The organism is Streptomyces sp. NPDC088124, assembly GCF_040685895.1.
In the GTDB taxonomy this organism is placed as follows: Bacteria; Actinomycetota; Actinomycetes; order Streptomycetales; family Streptomycetaceae; genus Streptomyces.
In genome coordinates, this window is record NZ_JBFBJB010000010.1 from 37,580 (window position 1) to 53,899 (window position 16,320).

General features: G+C 72.4%; 15 protein-coding genes and 2 pseudogenes. 7 read left to right on the plus strand and 10 right to left on the minus strand.

Going from position 1 to position 16,320, the window contains the following annotated elements:
• Positions 1–115: 115 nt before the first annotated feature.
• The 7 genes and pseudogenes from mmuM to AB0P17_RS10545 form a co-directional block, all read right to left on the minus strand.
• The gene (gene mmuM / locus AB0P17_RS10515; RefSeq protein ID WP_365809502.1) at positions 116–1,018 is read right to left on the minus strand and encodes a homocysteine S-methyltransferase; all 903 of its coding nucleotides are present in this window, start codon (positions 1,016–1,018) and stop codon (positions 116–118) included.
• A 31-nt stretch (positions 1,019–1,049) separates the two neighbouring features.
• Positions 1,050–1,973 carry an LLM class F420-dependent oxidoreductase gene (locus AB0P17_RS10520; protein ID WP_365809504.1) on the minus strand — a complete coding sequence of 308 codons (924 nt, stop codon included), beginning with the start codon at positions 1,971–1,973 and terminating at the stop codon, positions 1,050–1,052.
• A gap of 222 nt (positions 1,974–2,195) precedes the next feature.
• Positions 2,196–2,767, minus strand: a pseudogene (locus AB0P17_RS10525) (DUF6099 family protein).
• Positions 2,768–2,917: 150 nt separating this feature from the next.
• Complete coding sequence (locus tag AB0P17_RS10530; protein WP_365809506.1) at positions 2,918–3,262, minus strand: nucleotide pyrophosphohydrolase; 345 nt, start codon at positions 3,260–3,262, stop codon at positions 2,918–2,920.
• An 80-nt stretch (positions 3,263–3,342) separates the two neighbouring features.
• Positions 3,343–3,549 (minus strand): annotated as a pseudogene (locus AB0P17_RS10535) (hypothetical protein); the annotation flags it as partial.
• Positions 3,550–3,642: 93 nt separating this feature from the next.
• Positions 3,643–4,047 (minus strand): cell division protein SepF, encoded by a 405-nt coding sequence (locus AB0P17_RS10540; protein WP_365809508.1) that lies wholly within the window; start codon positions 4,045–4,047, stop codon positions 3,643–3,645.
• A 252-nt stretch (positions 4,048–4,299) separates the two neighbouring features.
• On the minus strand, positions 4,300–6,447 hold the full coding sequence (locus AB0P17_RS10545) for a glycogen debranching N-terminal domain-containing protein (protein ID WP_365809509.1): 2,148 nt from the start codon (positions 6,445–6,447) through the stop codon (positions 4,300–4,302).
• 191 nt (positions 6,448–6,638) lie between these two features.
• Here AB0P17_RS10545 and AB0P17_RS10550 point away from each other — a divergent pair, with 191 nt between their 5' ends.
• From AB0P17_RS10550 to AB0P17_RS10580, 7 genes are all read left to right on the plus strand, one after another.
• Positions 6,639–7,688 carry a LacI family DNA-binding transcriptional regulator gene (locus AB0P17_RS10550; protein ID WP_365809511.1) on the plus strand — a complete coding sequence of 350 codons (1,050 nt, stop codon included), beginning with the start codon at positions 6,639–6,641 and terminating at the stop codon, positions 7,686–7,688.
• 149 nt (positions 7,689–7,837) lie between these two features.
• Positions 7,838–9,088 carry an extracellular solute-binding protein gene (locus AB0P17_RS10555; protein ID WP_365809513.1) on the plus strand — a complete coding sequence of 417 codons (1,251 nt, stop codon included), beginning with the start codon at positions 7,838–7,840 and terminating at the stop codon, positions 9,086–9,088.
• 5 nt (positions 9,089–9,093) lie between these two features.
• A complete protein-coding gene (locus AB0P17_RS10560; protein WP_365809515.1) occupies positions 9,094–10,287 on the plus strand; it encodes a sugar ABC transporter permease in 1,194 nt (397 codons plus the stop codon).
• A complete protein-coding gene (locus AB0P17_RS10565) occupies positions 10,284–11,189 on the plus strand; it encodes a carbohydrate ABC transporter permease (RefSeq protein ID WP_365809517.1) in 906 nt (301 codons plus the stop codon). Before AB0P17_RS10560 ends, AB0P17_RS10565 begins: the two co-directional genes overlap by 4 nt.
• A 181-nt stretch (positions 11,190–11,370) precedes the next feature.
• Positions 11,371–12,051 (plus strand): ferritin-like domain-containing protein, encoded by a 681-nt coding sequence (locus AB0P17_RS10570; RefSeq protein ID WP_365809520.1) that lies wholly within the window; start codon positions 11,371–11,373, stop codon positions 12,049–12,051.
• On the plus strand, positions 12,048–12,884 hold the full coding sequence (locus tag AB0P17_RS10575; protein ID WP_365809521.1) for a ferritin-like domain-containing protein: 837 nt from the start codon (positions 12,048–12,050) through the stop codon (positions 12,882–12,884). The genes AB0P17_RS10570 and AB0P17_RS10575 overlap by 4 nt, the downstream gene beginning before the upstream one ends.
• A 60-nt stretch (positions 12,885–12,944) precedes the next feature.
• Entirely contained in the window at positions 12,945–13,826 is an 882-nt protein-coding gene (locus AB0P17_RS10580) for an endo alpha-1,4 polygalactosaminidase (protein WP_365809523.1), read from the plus strand.
• Positions 13,827–13,879: 53 nt separating this feature from the next.
• Here AB0P17_RS10580 and AB0P17_RS10585 read toward each other — a convergent pair whose 3' ends face one another.
• From AB0P17_RS10585 to AB0P17_RS10595, 3 genes are all read right to left on the minus strand, one after another.
• Positions 13,880–14,281: a hypothetical protein gene (locus tag AB0P17_RS10585; protein ID WP_365809525.1), complete on the minus strand. Its 402-nt coding sequence runs from the start codon at positions 14,279–14,281 to the stop codon at positions 13,880–13,882.
• A gap of 56 nt (positions 14,282–14,337) precedes the next feature.
• Positions 14,338–15,057, minus strand: a complete 720-nt coding sequence (locus AB0P17_RS10590; RefSeq protein ID WP_365809526.1) for an HAD family phosphatase — start codon at positions 15,055–15,057, stop codon at positions 14,338–14,340.
• A gap of 232 nt (positions 15,058–15,289) precedes the next feature.
• Entirely contained in the window at positions 15,290–16,210 is a 921-nt protein-coding gene (locus AB0P17_RS10595) for a ScbA/BarX family gamma-butyrolactone biosynthesis protein (RefSeq protein WP_365809528.1), read from the minus strand.
• Positions 16,211–16,320: the final 110 nt, after the last annotated feature.

The window sequence follows — 16,320 nt, forward strand, 5'->3', positions numbered from 1 at the left end:
CGGCCCCTCGTCACGACGGGTTTTCCCGGCCGGCGTCCCGCCCGACCGGCACCCTGCCCGGCCGGCGCCCCGCCCGACCGGCACCCTGCCCGACCGGCGCCCCGCCCGGCCGCCGTCAGCGACCGACGAGTCCGGCGAGCCCGGTGATCTCGGCCGGACCGACCCGGCAGCAGCCGCCCACCAGCCGCGCGCCCGCCGCCCGCCAGGAACGCACCCGGGACGGGTCGAACGTGGGCTCCCCGCGCCAGCCCCGGGCCACCGCGTCCCACTCCTCGCCGCTGTTCGGATAGACGACGACGGGCTTGCCCGTCACCTCCGCGGCGATCTCCACGGCGCGGTCCGCGTCCCCGGGATCGCAGCAGTTGACGCCGACCGCGATCACCGAGGCGTTCCCCGCCGCCAGGGCGAAGGCGTCGGCCAGCGGCTGGCCGGCCCGGGTGCGCTCGCCCGCGACGGAGTACGAGAGCCACACCGGCACCCCGCATCCGTCGACGGCGCGCAGCAGTGCCGCCGCCTCGTCGGAGTCCGGCACGGTCTCCAGCGCGAGCACATCGGGGCCGGCCGCGGCGAGGGTCTCGATCCTCGGCCGGTGGAAGCGCTCCAGCTCCGCCACGGAGAGCCCGTACCGCCCGCGGTACTCGCTGCCGTCCGCGAGCATCGCGCCGTACGGGCCGACCGAGGCGGCCACCCATACCTCCCGCGGCCCCGTCCCGGCCGCGGATCGCGCCAGCTCCACGCTGCGGGCCAGCAGCGCGCCCGCTTCGTCCCGGCCCACCCCGCGGCGGGCGAACCCCTCGTACGTCGCCTGGTAGCTGGAGGTGATGAGCACCTGGGCGCCCGCGCGCACATACGCCGTGTGGGCGGCCTCGATCTGTTCGGGGTCCTCGGCGAGGAGCCTCGCCGACCACAGCTCGCCGGACAGATCGCACCCCTGCGCCGTGAGCTGGTTGGAGAGACCTCCGTCAAGGACGACGGTCCCCTCGGCGAGGGCGGCGGCGAGTGCGCGGGCGGGCTTCACGGTGGCTCCTGTACTCCGGATCCCGGGCGGTTCAGCTCAGCTGCGACTGGATCTGCGAGGAGATCAGCTCCAGGTGGTCGAGATCGTCCAGATCCATCACCTGGAGGTAGATCCGCGAGGATCCGACGGCGGCGTACCGGCCGATCTTGTCGACCACCTCGGCGGGCGAGCCGGCCAGCCCGTTCGCCTTCAGCTCCTCCACCTCCCGGCCGAGAGCGGCGGCACGGCGGGCCACCTCCGCGTCGTCCTTGCCCACGCAGACGACCAGCGCGTTGGAGTACACGAGGTCGTCCGCCGCGCGCCCGGCCTTCTCGGCCGCGTCCCGCACCCGGCCGAACTGCCGCTCGGTGTCCTCGATCGAGGCGAACGGGATGTTGAACTCGTCGGCGTACTGCGCGGTGAGCCGCGGGGTGCGTGTCGCGCCGTGTCCGCCGATCAGCACCGGCACCTTGCGCTGCGCGGGCTTGGGCAGCGCGGGTGAGTCGGTGAGCTGGTAATACGTGCCCTCGTACGAGAAGGTCTTGCCGGTCTCGGTGGCCCACAGCCCCGTGACGATGGCCAGTTGCTCCTCCAGCCGGGCGAACTTCTCCTTCGGGAACGGGATTCCGTACGCCTTGTGCTCCTCCTCGAACCAGCCCGCGCCCAGGCCCAGTTCGACCCGGCCGCCGGACATCTGGTCGACCTGGGCGACCTGGATGGCGAGCACGCCCGGGAGGCGGAACGTCCCGGCGGTCATCAGGGTGCCCAGCCGGATCCGCTTGGTCTCCCGGGCCAGCCCGGCGAGGGTGATCCAGGCATCCGTCGGCCCGGGGAGACCGTCCACGGAACCCATCCGCAGATAGTGGTCGGACCGGAAGAACGCGTCGAAGCCAAGATCCTCGGTGGCCTTGGCCACGGTCAGCAGTGTGTCGTAGCTCGCCCCTTGCTGGGGCTCGGTGAAGATGCGCAGATCCATGGCTCCATCCTGCACCTTCGCGCGGGTGCCGCTCCGACCCGCCCTGTCGAACCGCCCGGTCAGAGGGGTCCCACCGGCGAGTCGGCCGCCTCCTCCCTGCCGCGTCCTCTGCCGCGCTCCCGCCGGTGGTCCCCGCCGTGATCCGTGCCGCGCTCCCCGACCCGGTCCGGCAGACGGTCCCCGACCCGTTCGGGAAGGCGGTCCCCCGCGGCCCTGCCCCGGTCACGGCCGCCGACCGGCATCCCGTCCCACCCCCGCTCGCGCCGCCACTCGCTCGGCCACACCCGCTCCTCCTCCCGGTCCCGCTCCCGCTCCCTTTCCCGTTCCCTCTCACGCTCCTGCGTGAGGAGGCGCCGCAGCATCCCACCCACCCGGTCGTTCGACTCGTCCGCCGCGTCGATCGCCTCTATGCACTGCCAGTACAGCCCCTCCTCGTCCGTCGCACACGCCACCGCGACCAGCGCGATGCCCACGTCGCCCAATAACGCGCCGAGTCCGGTCAGCGTCTCCCGCACGTCCCGCACCCCGGACAGCTGCAGCGCCCGTATCGCTCCGGCGCCGAGCCCCGGTATGTCCGGCGGAATGCCGCCGCCCCCGCCCGCCCCGTACAGATCCGGGAGATCGCGCAGATCCCGCGCCGCCCCGCGCAGCTCCTTCGGCCCTCTCAACGCCAGCTGATGCCCGATCGCCTGAGCGAGGGCCTGTGCCTGCCACGCCTCCGCGACGACGTCCATTTCCTCCGCGCTCGCCGCCAGGGCATGCCGGCTCACAGCGATGAGCCGTTCCGCATCCATCCGCACTCCCCACTCCCACGAGAATCCTGCCCAAGAACTCCACTACCCAGAGTGAGCGCATCGGCGCAGAAAAGCTAGAGCATTGCGGAAATCTGTGGACAGCAGACTCGTTGTGCATAACTCGGCCACTCCGGAGAGTGACAATCGCGCTCAATCGCCATGATCGGCGGGCCTCTTGGGCGGGAAGCGGAGCTCATTCCGCTCCACCTTCTCGGCGAGCGCCGCGAGCGGGTCGACACCCAGCACCGCGCAGAACTGGAGGAGGTAGGCGAGCACATCCGCGACCTCGTCGCGCACCCGGTGGGCCGACTCCGGGTCCGCCATCACCCGGGCCGACTCCTCGGGGGTCAGCCACTGGAAGATCTCCAGCAGCTCCGACGCCTCGACGCTCAGCGCCGCCGCCAGGTTCTTGGGGGTGTGGTACGGCTCCCAGTCCCGCGCCGCCGCGAACGCGGCCAGTCTCCGCTGCAGTTGCGCCACATCAAGTTCGGTCACGGGTCCAGGTCTACCACCGTCACACCGGCCGCCCCGCGCGCGTACGAGGCGTCCCTGGCCGGCAGCGCCCGCACCGTGGCACCCGCGCCGAGCCGGCCCAGCGACTCGTACGTCGACGGCGCCGGCGCCGTCGACGTGCCGCTGCCGCTCGCGCCCGTGAAGAGCGTCACGGGACCGATCGGGAAGGCGGCCCCGCGGTGCGAGGTGAAGGCGGAGAGCCGCAGCTCGGTGACGGCGGGCCAGGGCCGGGGCGGCGGGGCGGCGGCGCGGGGGCGGAAGGCTTCCATGGCCGGACCGTATGCGGCGGCCCCGGTGACGAACCGTTCCTCCCGCGGGACCTTCCTGCGAGCGGGCAATCTTCCTACGAGCGGGCGACCTTCCTACGAGCGAGGGATGGTGTCCGCCGCGATCCCCTCGACCTCCGTGCCGATCGGGGCGAGCAGGAAGACGTTCTTGTCGACCCGGTGCATCCCGCTGCCCAGCCCGAAGACCACCCCGCTGCTGAAGTCCAGGATGCGCTTGGCCACATCGGTCTCGGCGCCGGTCAGGTCCAGTAGCACCGGGATCCGCGCGATCAGGTGGTCGGCGACCTCCCGCGCGTCCGCGAAGACCCGGACCCGCAGCACGATGAAGCGCCGGTTCTCCTCGACGGGTTCCCTGGAGACGGTCCTGTGGTCCACCCGCGAGGGCCACTCGTTGCGGCCCCGCAGCGGAACGACCTGGGCGAGGCCCTCCCACTGCTCATCGGTGGCGTCATACCCGTCGTAACGGCCGTACCTGCTCACCGGACCACCCGGCCCGCACGTTCTGTCTGCATCAGGTCATCCTCCCGCGCCTCACCCGTTCGGCCCATCAGCGACACGGCTGTGTGCGGCTCTTGTCCGGCTGTGTCACGGTCTCCGGCTGTGTGACATACGGCTCCTCCGGTGCCACCGGAGGAGCCGGCCGGACGCACCGGTTCTCCGCCGGACGTGACCGGAGGGACGGGGCCCCGTGCCCCTCCGGGACCCCATCCTCACATCACGCGCGCCCTCGTCTCAACGGGGGCCGCCGTGCTCCCTCCTCACCTCCAGACCCGCGGGCGCCTCGATGTGCGCCGTGCCGTCCGCGTCGACGGTGATGTCGAGCCGGCCGCCGGCGACGTCGAACCCCTCGGCCTTCAGCGGCCGGTACGCCTCGGTGAAGGTGGGCGCGACGGTCACGGTGCCGCCCGGCACATCGGCGGAGAGCCCCAGCGCGGACTGGAGGACCAGCACGGACGAGGCCGCCGCCCACGCCTGCGGCCGGCAGGACGCCGGATACGGCGAGGGCACCGGGTCGGTCGCGGCGCCGTGCCCCGCGAACAGTTCGGGCAGCCGCGCGTCGAAGCCCGCGGACGCGGTGAGCAGCCCGGCCGCGAGCGGCGCCGCCGCGTCCGGGAAACCGGCCCTGACCAGCCCGTGGACCGCGATCGCGGTGTCGTGCGGCCAGATGGACCCGATGTGGTAGCCGAACGGGTTGTACCCCACGGAGTCGCTGCTCAGCGTGCGCAGCCCGTGCCCGGAGTCCAGGTCGGGCGCGCCGATCCGGGCGGCGAGCAGCCCGCTCTCCTCGTGGTTGAGCAGCCCCGTGCCGAGCAGGTGGCCGAAGCCGGAGGTGACGGAGTCCACCGGCCTGCCGTCCCGGTCCAGCGCGACGGCCGGGTACGCGCCGCGCTCGTCCTCCACCCAGAAGCGGTCGCGGAACCGGTCGCTCAGCCGCTCGGCCCACTCCTCCCAGCGGTCGGCGCCGGGCCGGCCGAAGGCGCGCAGCAAAGCGGCGCCGCCGCGGGCCGCCTCGTACGCGTACGCCTGCACCTCGCAGAGCGCGATCGGCGAGGTGGCGAGGCGTCCGTCGCGGTGCCGGATGGCGTCGCCGGAGTCCTTCCAGCCCTGGTTGGCCAGGCCGCGGCCGGTGCCGTCGATGTACTTCAGGAAGCCGTCGCCGTCGGCCGCGCTCTGGTCGTGCATCCAGCCGAGGGCCGCCTCCGCGTGCGGCAGCAGCTCCTCGACCTCCTCGGGGGCGAGCCCCCAGCGCCAGGAGTCGTGCAGCAGCGTGATCCACAGCGGGGTGGCGTCGACGGTGCCGTAGTAGCTGGGCGGCAGGGCGAAGCTGTCGTGGAACGACTGGGCGGCGCGGCGCACTTCGTGCAGGATCTTGCCGGGCTGCTCCTCGGTCTCCGGGTCGTTCCGCAGGCCCTGGCGGCGGGCGAGCGTACGGAGGGTGCCCGCCGCGAGTCCGGTGCCCAGCGGCAGCAGCATCCGGGCCGCCCACAGCGAGTCGCGGCCGAAGAGCGTGAGGAACCAGGGGGCTCCGGCGGCCAGGAACTGGTCGGCGGGGCGCCCGGGTGCCGTGAGCGCCCCGCGGCCGGCGCCGTCGGGGGCCTCGCCCGGCGCCACCGGGTCGCTGAGCCGCAGCCGGTCGAGGTCGGCGGCGGACTGGCCGAGCCACTGGTCGAAGCGGCGGTCGGCGCTGCGCAGCACCGGCGTGCGCCAGGGCACGCTCTCCGCCGGCGGCGCCGGGAACTGGTCGCCGTCCTCGTGGGCCGCGACGCAGCGCAGTACGGCGGTCCACTCGGTGCCGGGCGCCAGTTCGACGTCGTACGTGAACCGTCCGGACGCGGCGTCGACGGCGGCGGGCTCCGGGGAGCTGGTCAGCCGTACGGAGAAGGACTCCTTGGCCCAGTCGAGCCCGGCGTCCGTGGCGGTGGCGGCGACGGCGGGCCGTGCGTCACCCTGCTTGACGCGCTCCATCAGGGCGAGGTCGGTGGCGGCGGTGACGATCAGCGTGACCCGGACGTGTTGGCGCCCCGCGTTGGCGAGTTCGAGGGTCTCCTCCAGGCATCCGGGGGTGACCCGGCGGCGGCGCCACAGAGTGACGGCGGGGTCCGGGGTCGACTCGCCCAGGCCGCGCAGCACCCCGCGGAAGGAGGCCCGGTCGGCTCCTTCGAGGGCGCCTCGCACCGGCGCGATCCCGACGCCGTCGGCCTCGACGGTCAGCCGGGCGAGGGCTCTGCTGTCGCCGTGGTAGAAGCCGTCGGCACCGCCGTCGAACTGCCCGTCCGCATGGGATATCGCGAAGCTCGGCGCGTACAGCGTGACGCTGGCGTCGTGCAGGAACGGCTGCAGTGCCTCGGCCGCCGGGACGGCCTCTGCGACGGAGTTCATAGTGTCGTGGGTCTTGACAGTGGTGGACAACAGAGCAGAACCTCTCAGTCATTGGAGCGTTCCAAGAACCCTAACGACGACTTCAGCTCGTTGACAATGGGATTTGAACGCTCCAATAAACTCGTAGAGTCAACAGAAGATCCACCACCAGATTCACCCGTCGATGCGTGAGAACGGTTCCGGAGACAGCCATGCCCCGCTCCACCAGGCCCCCTTCGTCCAAGCCGGGTCCCGTGACCCTGGCCATGGTGGCGCGGCGGGCCGGGGTCTCCCCGCAGACCGTCTCGAACGCCCTCAACGCCCCGGGGCTGCTCAGGCCCGAGACCCTGGAACGGGTCCGCGCCACCGTCGACGCGATGGGGTACCGCCCGCACCGGGCCGCGCAGACGCTGCGCACCCGCTCCAGCAAGCTCATCGGGTACGGCATCCGTCCCACCGCCCCCGGCGCCACCGCCCCGGTGATGGACCGCTTCCTGCACGCCCTCTCGCAGGCCGCGGACGAGGCCGGCTACCGGATCCTGCTCTTCGCCTCGCCGCCCGGCAGCCCCGGGCTCGACGGCCACGAGGAACTCCTCGACCTGCACAGCGTGGACGGCTTCGTGCTCAGCGGCACCGACCGCGGCGACCCCCGCCAGGCGTGGCTGGCCGGGCGCGGCGTGCCGTTCGTGGGATTCGGCCGGATGTGGTCGGGCCGGCAGATCGGCGACTGGGCGGACGTCGACGGCGCCTCGGGCACCGACGCCGCCGTCGATCACCTGGTGTCCCAGGGCCACCGGAAGATCGGCTTTCTGGGCTGGCCGCGCGGCTCCGGCGTCGGCGACGACCGCGCCGAGGGGTGGCGGCGCGCCATGCGCCGGCACCGGCTGCCGGTACGCGGCCGGCGCGCCCAGAGCCTCGACGACCTGGCCGCCGCGCGCGCCGCCGCGGGCCCCCTGCTCGACACGGGCGTGACCGCCGTGGTCGCCGCCAGCGACATGCTCGCGCTCGGCTGCTACCAGGCGCTGCGCGACCGCGACTCCGTGCCCGGCCGGGACGTCGCCGTCATCGGCTTCGACGACTCGCCGGCCGCGGCGCTCCTCTCCCCCGGACTCTCCACGGTCGCCCAGCCGCTGGAGGCCGTCGGGCACGAGTGCGTCCGGCTGCTGCTGGCCCGGATGGCGGCCCCGGACGCGCCGCCCGAGCGCGTCCTGCTCGAACCGTCCCTCGTCATCCGGGACAGCACGCCCCCGCCGGGCGGCTGAGCCCCCGGCCCCTGAACCCCCGGGGCGGGCCCGCCCCGTCACCGCCCCGGGTCCTTCTCCCCGTACGCCCCGGCCTCCCGCCCCCCACCGGGCGGCCGGGGGCCGTACCCGAACCCGAGCCGCATTTTTCATCTTTTCTGGAGGAATACATGGTCACCCGTACGGCCGTCGCCGCCCTCGCCGCCTGCGCGGCGCTGCTGGCCGCCACCGGTTGCTCGTCCAATTTCGACAAGGACGGCAAGAACGAGCCGGCCCAGGACACCACCGCCAAGCAGAACCTGACCGTTCTGATCGCCACGTCCGGGGACGCCGAGACCCAGGCGGTCAAGAAGGCCGCCGCGGCGTACGCGAAGAAGTCCGGCAACACGGTCGACGTCCAGGTCGCCAAGGACATGAACCAGCAGCTGGCCCAGTCGTTCGCCGGGCACAAGCCGCCGGACGTCTTCTACGTCAACTCGGACCAGTTCGCGAACTACGCCAAGGGCGGTTCGCTGTACGCGTACGGGGACGAGATATCCGACGCGGACGACTTCTCGGAGCAGCTCCGCACGTCCTTCTCGTACGACGGGAAGCTGGTCTGCCTGCCCAAGGACACCTCCACGCTCGCGCTCACCATCAACACCGAGCTGTGGAAGAAGGCGGGGCTGACGGAGAAGGACTACCCGAAGACCTGGGCGGAGCTGAAGACCGTCGCGGACAAGCTCACCGGCGACGGCGTCACCGGCCTGGTCACCAGCGACGAGTTCCAGCGCCTCGGCGTCTTCATGCGGCAGACGGGCGGCTGGATCACCGACTCCGGCCAGACGAAGATGACGGCCGACTCCAAGGAGAACGCCGAGGCGCTCTCCTACGTGCAGTCGCTGCTCAAGTCCGGCTCGATGAAGTTCGCCAAGCAGGTGGACACGAGCTGGGGCGGCGAGGCCCTCGGCAAGGGCAAGGCCGCCATGACCATCGAGGGCAACTGGCTCGACGGCGGGATGAAGCTCGACTACCCGGACGTGAAGTACGCGGTCGCCCCGCTCCCCTCGGGCCCGGCCGGCCAGGGCACGCTCGCGTTCAGCAACTGCTGGGGCGTCGCCGCCGAGAGCGCGCACCGCGCGGCCGGCGTCGACCTGGTGAAGTACCTCACCTCCGCCGACCAGCAGCTCGCCTTCGCCGACGCGTTCGGCGTCATGCCCTCGCGCACCAGCGCGCTGAAGACGTACGCCGCGCAGGAGCCGCACGCCAAGGCGTGGGTGGACGGCAGCGCCTACGCGCAGGGTCCGGTGACCATCGCCGGGTTCGACAAGGTCCTCAGCCAGTTCAACACCGACCTCCAGTCGCTGCGCACCGCCGACCCGAAGAAGATCCTCGCCGACCTCCAGCGCAACGGCGAACAGGCGATCGCGAAGGGCAACTGAGCACCATGCCCCTCCGCACCATGCCCCTCCGCACCACGCCACGCTCCGCGGCGCGCGCCGAGCGCGCGCCCCGAGCCGCCGGCGCGCCGGGCGAACCTGACACGCCCGGCGCCGCCGGTTCGACCGCGAAGGGCCGCGCCCCGCGCGCGGCCCTTCGCGGGGAGGGCGCGTGGGGCTGGCTGTTCGTCAGCCCCATGCTGCTCGGCCTCGGCTGCTTCCTGGTCCTGCCGATCCTGATGGCCCTCTGGGTCAGCCTGCTGAACTGGGACGGGCAGTCCAACCCGTTCTCCGGCCAGGCCGACTTCGTCGGTCTCGACAACTACCGGGCGCTGCTCACCCAGGACGGCCTCGACCGCACGCTCTTCGCGACCGCCCTGCGCAACAACGCCTACTACGTGATGCTGACCGTGCCGCTCCAGACGGGTCTGGCGCTGGGCCTGGCGCTGCTCGTCAACCAGAAGCTGCTGCGCGGGCGCGGCGCGCTGCGCACCGCGTTCTTCTTCCCGTCGGTCACCAGCTCCATCGCCGTCTCCACGGTCTTCCTCTTCCTCTTCCAGGGCAGCGGGGCCGTCAACTCCGTGCTGTCGTGGATCGGGGTCAAGGGGCCGAACTGGTTCGCCGATCCGCGCGGGGTGCTCTCCCTGCTCCTCGGCGCCCTGGGCGTCGTCGACCCGGAGCGGCCCACCGGGATGCTGGCCGAGCACACCACCATGGGGCTGTCGTGGTTCGAGTGGCTGTCCGGCCCCTCGGTCGCGATGTGCACGATCATCCTGCTCTCCGTGTGGACCACGTCCGGCACCTTCATGCTGATCTTCCTCGCGGCGCTCCAGGACATCCCGAGGGAGCTGGAGGAGGCCGCGGCGCTCGAAGGCGTCAACCGCCGTCAGCTCCTGCGGTACGTGACGCTCCCCGCGCTGCGTCCCGTGCTCTTCCTGGTCCTCACCCTGGGGCTGATCTCCACCTGGCAGGTCTTCGACCAGGTGTACGTGATGGGCCAGGGCGCCCCCGGCAACACGACGCTGACGCCCGCGTTCCTGTCGTACTCCGCGGGCTTCGACAACGCGGACTTCGGCCAGGGCTCGGCGATCGCGTTCATCCTGCTCGCCCTGATCCTTGTCTTCACCGCCCTCCAGCGCTGGGTGCTGCGCGAGCGCGGCGCGGGGGCCGGGAGGAACCGACGTACCAGGAGGAACCGATGACCGCCTCGGGTACGCGGGTACGCGACCGGGCCCGCCCCGTACTGCCCCGGTTCCCGCTGCCGCTGCGCACCGCGGGGTACGCGCTGGTGGTGGGCCTGGGGCTGCTCTATCTGCTGCCGTTCGCGCTCCAGCTGGTGACCGGGTTCAAGACCGACGCGGACGCCGCGGCCAATCCGCTGTCGCTGCTGCCCACGACGCCGACGACCGCCGCGTACCAGCGGCTGTTCGGGATGGGTCGGGCGGACGACGGCGGCGGGGTGCCGTTCCTGCGCTGGCTCTCCAACTCTGCGCTGGTGGCGGTGCTGGTGACGGCGGGGCGGGTGCTGTTCGACTCGATGGCCGGGTACGCGCTGGCGCGGCTGCGCTTCCGGGGCCGCTCGCTGCTGTTCGGCTTCGTCGTCGCGCTGATCGCGGTGCCCGGGGTGACGCTGCTCATCCCGAAGTTCCTGGTGCTCAACACCTTCGGCATCTTCGACACGTACACCGGCATGATTCTGCCGCTACTGGTGGACGCGGCGGGCATCTTCATCATGAAGCAGTTCTTCGAGTCGGTGCCGCGCGAGGTGGAGGAGGCGGCGCGGGTCGACGGGGCGGGGGTGTTCCGGATCTTCTGGTCCGTCGTCCTGCCGATGGCGCGGCCGGCGCTGATCACCCTGACGATCCTGTCGTTCCAGGGGTCGTGGAACGAGTTCACCCACTTCCTCGTCTCCACGCAGTCCGCGCAGTACGAGACGCTCACCACGGGTCTGGCGCGCTTCACCTCCGGCGGGCTCGGCGGCGGCACCCAGTACCCGCTGAAGCTGGCGGCGGCGCTGCTCTCCACCCTGCCGGTGGCCGCGCTGTTCTTCTGCTTCCAGCGGTACTTCGTCAACGGCGCCAACTCGGGGGCCGTCAAGGAGTAGCGCGGCTCCCCGAGGGCGGCGGGGCGGGGGACGTACGGCGGCGGGGCGGGGCGCGGGATCGGCTGATCCGGTGAAACACCCCCGCCCGCCGGTGCCGTCCCCCGCCCCGTCCGCGTCTCTCTCGCGAAGGTGTCGGGGGCGTGCCCGCGGCCGTGCGGGCCCCGAGGAGAGAGGGGGCGCGATGGGCAGGGAGCACATCGACACCCGGCTGCTGGCACAGCTCACCGAGCAGTCCCAGGACCTGCACAGCGACGCGCTGAGGATCACGGGCCGGGCCATGGCGCCGACCGCGTCCGAGGAGGACGTCATGGCGCTGCAGACGGCGGCGTCACTGGAGAATCTGGCGGTCGGCGTCTATCGCACCGCCGCCCGTCTGCCGTTCATCAGGAGCGGCAACAAGACGCTCGTGGCGTTCATCTCGACGACCACGCGGCAGCACGAGGAGCACGCCAAGGCGTTCAACGCCGCGGTCACCCGGGCCGGCGGCCGGCCCCAGACCGGGACCGACCCGAAGTACGCGGCCGTGGTCAGGAAGACCCTGCCGACCGTGAAGACCCCGGCGGACGTGGTCAAGCTGGCCATCTCCCTGGAGGACGTGGCCGCGCAGACGTACACGAAGAACGTCGGCCAGGTCAGCAGCGGGCCGCTGCGCCGGCTCTTCGGCTCCGTGGCGCCGGTGGAGGCGCAGCACCGCGCGACGCTGCTGGCGGTGCAGGCGCTGCTCGCCGCCGGGGACGAGAGCCTGATCGCGCTCCCCACCGATGTCGCGAAGCTGCCCCCGGCGATCGGTTCGGTGGGCTTCCCCGACGCGTTCTACCCGACGGCAGACGCGTCGCCCGTCTCGGAAGGGGCGGCCCGATGAGCACGGGCACAGGTACAGGTACGGGAACAAGTTCCGGTACGGGCGGCGCGCGCGGCGGCTGGGAACTGCCCGTCGGCGAGGCGGCGCTGGACCGCCTCACGCGGGAGATGACCGAGGCGCACCGGGAGACCCTGCCCGTGATGCGGGCGCGGGCCGCCGCGCTGGTGGCACGCCTCGGTGCCGGCCGTACGGGGCGGGAGGGGCCCGTGGACGCCGGGCGCCGGCGGTTCCTGCGGGGCGCGGGCGGCGCCGGGGCGGCGTTCGCGCTGGCGGCCTGCTCGGGCGGGTCCTCCGACGGCTCGGCGAACCCCGTCGCGGACACGGTCACGTACACCGGGGATCTGCGGTACGTCGCGCTGGCGGTGGCCCTGGAGAACCAGGCGGTCGACGCGTACCGGGCGACGCTGGCGGCGGCGAAGGCGGGCCGGCTGGGCACCGTACCGCCCGCGGTGTCGTCCTTCGTCACGACGGCGAAGGCCCAGCACACCGACCACGCGAAGGTGTGGAACTCGGTGCTGACCGGGGCGGGCAGGCCCGCGATCACGGGGGTGCCGCTCACCGACCGCGAGGAGATCACGACCGCGCTGGGCAAGGCCCGGAACGCGGGCGACGTGGCCGCGCTCGCCCTCCGGCTGGAGGATCAGGCGGCGCAGACGTATCTGCTGTCGACGTACAGCGTGAAGAGCGCGTCGGGGATCGAGACGGCGGCGACGATCGCGCCCGTGGAGGCGATGCACGCGGCGATCCTCCGTTTCGTGCTGGGGGAATACCCCGTGCCGGACGCGTTCCTGCCGGTCGACAAGGCGGCGAAGCCGAGCCTCCTGACGGTGTGAGCCGGGGCGGTGGGAGACTGGGGCGGTCCCACCGCACCGCACCGAGATCGAGGCACCACCTTGCCGTTCGTCCCGGCCGCCCGCGCATCGGCGGCCCCCTTGCTCGCCCTCTCCCTGGCGCTCGTCCTCGCCCTCACCGGCTGCGGCGCCGGCCCGGACTCCCCCGGCGGATCCTCCGGCAACGCCCCTGCCAGGAGCGGGAGTTCCACCGCCCCGGCGGAGCGGGTCGGGCAGCCGAAGGCGAACGACCCCTTCGACTACCAGCTCGGCGGGGCGTACGACCCGCCCGCCGGGGTGCGTACGGTCATCAGGGACCGTACGGCGAAGCCCGCGCCCGGGGTGTTCAACATCTGCTACGTCAACGCCTACCAGACGCAGCCGGACGCCGTGGGGTGGTGGCAGAAGAACCATCCGGACCTGCTGCTGCGGGACGCGGACGGCGAGACCGTCGTCGACGAGGACTGGGACGAACCGCTGCTGGACATCTCCACCGCCGATCGCCGCGAGCGGCTGGCGGGCATCGTCGGCGGGTGGATCGACGGCTGCGCGCGGGACGGGTTCGACGCCGTCGAGGCGGACAACCTGGACTCGTACCTGCGCTCGGACTCGCTGCTCGACCGTGAGCAGGCGACCGCCTTCGCCCGGCTGCTGGCCGCGCGCGCCCACCGGGCGGGGCTGTCGATCGGCCAGAAGAACGCGGTGGAGATGAGCGGGGCGCGGGACGCCATCGGCTTCGACTTCGCGGTCGCCGAGGAGTGCGGGCGGTACGACGAGTGCGGGGAGTACGCTGCCGCGTACGACGACAAGGTGCTGGTGGTGGAGTACCGGCGGCCGGACTTCACCGCCGCGTGCGAGGAGTGGGGCGACCGGCTGTCGATCGTCCTGCGGGACCTCGACGTCGTCCCGGCGGGCGAGCCGGGCCATGTCAACAAGCGCTGCTGACAGCGTCTGAGACCGGCCCCGCCCGTTCCTCCGGACGGGTCCCGGCGCCGGGGTCACCGGCGCCGGAGCCAGCGGGGCCGCAGCCAGCGGGGGCCGCGCCGGGGACGGGGCGGCGGAAGCACGGGGCCCGTGCCGGGAGGCCGGGGCCCGCTGTCGGCGTCGGCCGACAGGCTCAGCCCTTCCTTGTCGTAACGGGTCGCCGCGATCACCTCCACGAGCCGCTCCTCGTCGAAGCTCTCCGAGTCCCGCACGTGCGGGACGAAGCCGACGAGCACCCCGTCCTCGACGACCTCGGCCCGCAGTCCCAGCTCCCCGTCGATGTCCCAGACGGCCTCACCGCCGTCGTACAGGACGACCCGTACACCGCACTGGTACACGCCCAGATGCGCCAGATGGGCCGGCACACCCCGGGCCCGCAGCGACGTCACGAGACGGCCGGCACGTTCCTCATCCATCCGATGGCCATCTCCCCGTGCGGCGACCTGTGGGCGACTTTTGCAGGGATATGTCCCTACGGCTTCATGGTAGGACGATTCCCCGGAATCTGGGTGGGCACCCGGTCGCCCGCCCACCCCCGCAGCTCCGGCTCGTCCAGCGAACGGACCCACAGGTCGACCAGGGCCATGGTCCGTTCGGCCGGCCACGGGCCGACGCCCAGGATGCGCATCCCGGCCCGTTCCGCGGCCTCGATCCCACAGTGGGAGTCCTCGACCGCGAGGGTGTCGGCCGGGTCCGCGCCGCAGAGCCCGGCCGCGGTGAGATAGACGTCCGGGTGCGGCTTGGGTCTGATGCCGCGGGCGTCGTCGGGTACGACGACATGGTCGAAGCGGTCGAGCAGGCCGGCCGTGCCGAGCGAGGACTCCACCACCTCTTTCGGGCAGTTGCTGGCGACGGCCAGCGGGGCGAACCGGGCCGCCTGTTCGACGAGTTGGCGCGCGCCGGGCATGGTCAGGGGCCGGTCGGCGACCAGGGCGCCGAAGTGCCCGAGCAACCGTTCCGTCAGATCCGCGCCCAGCTCAGGGTGGCCCGCCTCCTCGGCCATGAGAACGCCGCACTCCGTGTAGTGCAGCCCCCTGGCCCGCTCGGTGAAGCCCGGCGCGGGGGTGAATCCGAACTCGCGCAGGGCGCGGAGGCGTGCGTCCTGCCAGTGGCATTCGGTGTCCATGAGAGTGCCGTCACAGTCGAAGACGATGGCGGCAGGTGTCCAGGAAAGGATGCGTTGTGCTGTCATCCGATTGTTTCCGTTTCAGGAGAGCCCTGACAGCGGTAGCGCTGGCCACCGCATCGATGTGAATACACCGCGGGCGCGAGGGTCACCCGCGAAGAGAAGCGGGTGCGGTTCCAGGCGGGCGCGACCTCGGAATGGAGGCCGGATCCAGCGACCGCCGAAGAACATAACGATCGCTACGCTAGAGAGAGAAACATTGAGCAGTCAAGCGATCGCATTTAGTATCGCTATCTGCTTATTGGTACCGCAGCACCCCGAAAGCCTTCTGCAGACCGTCCTGGAAAAAGCGGAAAACGCAGGTCGCGTGGTGCGGAACGCACAACACGCGGGCGGGCGGGTCGTATTCGATGAAGCGCGCCGTTTTCAGCCGACCGGCGGTAGGGCGGAGCAGCCCGCCACGACTCACGAAGGCCGCCGCCTGACGCGCCGCCTCCAGAACGATCATCCCCGGCAGATGATCGGTCGCGTGGTCGAAGAAGTACGGATGCCTCATGTCCGCGGGTTCCACCAGGAGGGTGGCGCCGTCGGTGCCGATCACCACGTCGTGCGCGCCGCTCACCCCGACCCCGGCCGGGTCGGGACGCGTCCGGTCCGCCGCTCCGACGGGCGCGGTGACCGCCGTACGGCCTTCCCGTACGGCGTCGTACTGCTCGGGCCGGAAGAACCGGGCGCCGCCCCCGGCCCGGGCGAAGCGCACCCCGTCGGCCAGGTAGTCGACCTCCAGCCGGATGCCGCTGACCGCCCCTTCCGCGTCATGGCGCAGGGCGCTCACGCCGACGTGGCAGCGGACGCAGGTGGCGCCGGAGACCAGCCGCGGTTCGGCGGACGGGTCGATCTCGTAGAACAGGTCGGTGATGACCAGGTTCGCCGACGGCCGGACCGCGAAGTACCGCAGGGGGATGTAGATGCCGAGCTGGCGCAGCGTCTCGACGATCATCAGCGGGCTGTGCAGTTCGCCGCCGCCGCGCGGGAAGGTCGGGTGGGAGCGCGGCCAGGAGGCCGCGGCCTCGAATCCGCCGCCCCTCGCCCGCCGTACGTCGGTGAGCAGCACCTCCGCGACGGAGGCGCGGTGCACGAGCTCGCGGGCCACCGTGCGCGACCAGGACAGCGGCCGGTCGTATCCGTCGTACCGGCCGACATCACCCGATGTGTTCATGTGACTAGAACATCTTAATTCTTCTGTATACGCACCCTCGCCCGGCCCGCGAGGAGCACCGACAGGGCCGCCGACAAAGACGCTAGATTGCGTACTGTCATTTATCGGAA

Bases quoted from the DNA above. Each gene is read 5' to 3' on its own strand.
- AB0P17_RS10545 (WP_365809509.1), bottom strand. From the start codon at position 6,447: ATGAACTCCGTCGCAGAGGCCGTCCCGGCGGCCGAGGCACTGCAGCCG.
- AB0P17_RS10575 (WP_365809521.1), top strand. From the start codon at position 12,048: ATGAGCACGGGCACAGGTACAGGTACGGGAACAAGTTCCGGTACGGGC.
- AB0P17_RS10585 (WP_365809525.1), bottom strand. From the start codon at position 14,281: ATGGATGAGGAACGTGCCGGCCGTCTCGTGACGTCGCTGCGGGCCCGG.
- AB0P17_RS10570 (WP_365809520.1), top strand. From the start codon at position 11,371: ATGGGCAGGGAGCACATCGACACCCGGCTGCTGGCACAGCTCACCGAG.
- AB0P17_RS10560 (WP_365809515.1), top strand. From the start codon at position 9,094: ATGCCCCTCCGCACCATGCCCCTCCGCACCACGCCACGCTCCGCGGCG.
- AB0P17_RS10595 (WP_365809528.1), bottom strand. From the start codon at position 16,210: ATGAACACATCGGGTGATGTCGGCCGGTACGACGGATACGACCGGCCG.
- AB0P17_RS10520 (WP_365809504.1), bottom strand. From the start codon at position 1,973: ATGGATCTGCGCATCTTCACCGAGCCCCAGCAAGGGGCGAGCTACGAC.
- AB0P17_RS10550 (WP_365809511.1), top strand. From the start codon at position 6,639: ATGCCCCGCTCCACCAGGCCCCCTTCGTCCAAGCCGGGTCCCGTGACC.
- AB0P17_RS10590 (WP_365809526.1), bottom strand. From the start codon at position 15,057: ATGACAGCACAACGCATCCTTTCCTGGACACCTGCCGCCATCGTCTTC.
- AB0P17_RS10555 (WP_365809513.1), top strand. From the start codon at position 7,838: ATGGTCACCCGTACGGCCGTCGCCGCCCTCGCCGCCTGCGCGGCGCTG.
- AB0P17_RS10565 (WP_365809517.1), top strand. From the start codon at position 10,284: ATGACCGCCTCGGGTACGCGGGTACGCGACCGGGCCCGCCCCGTACTG.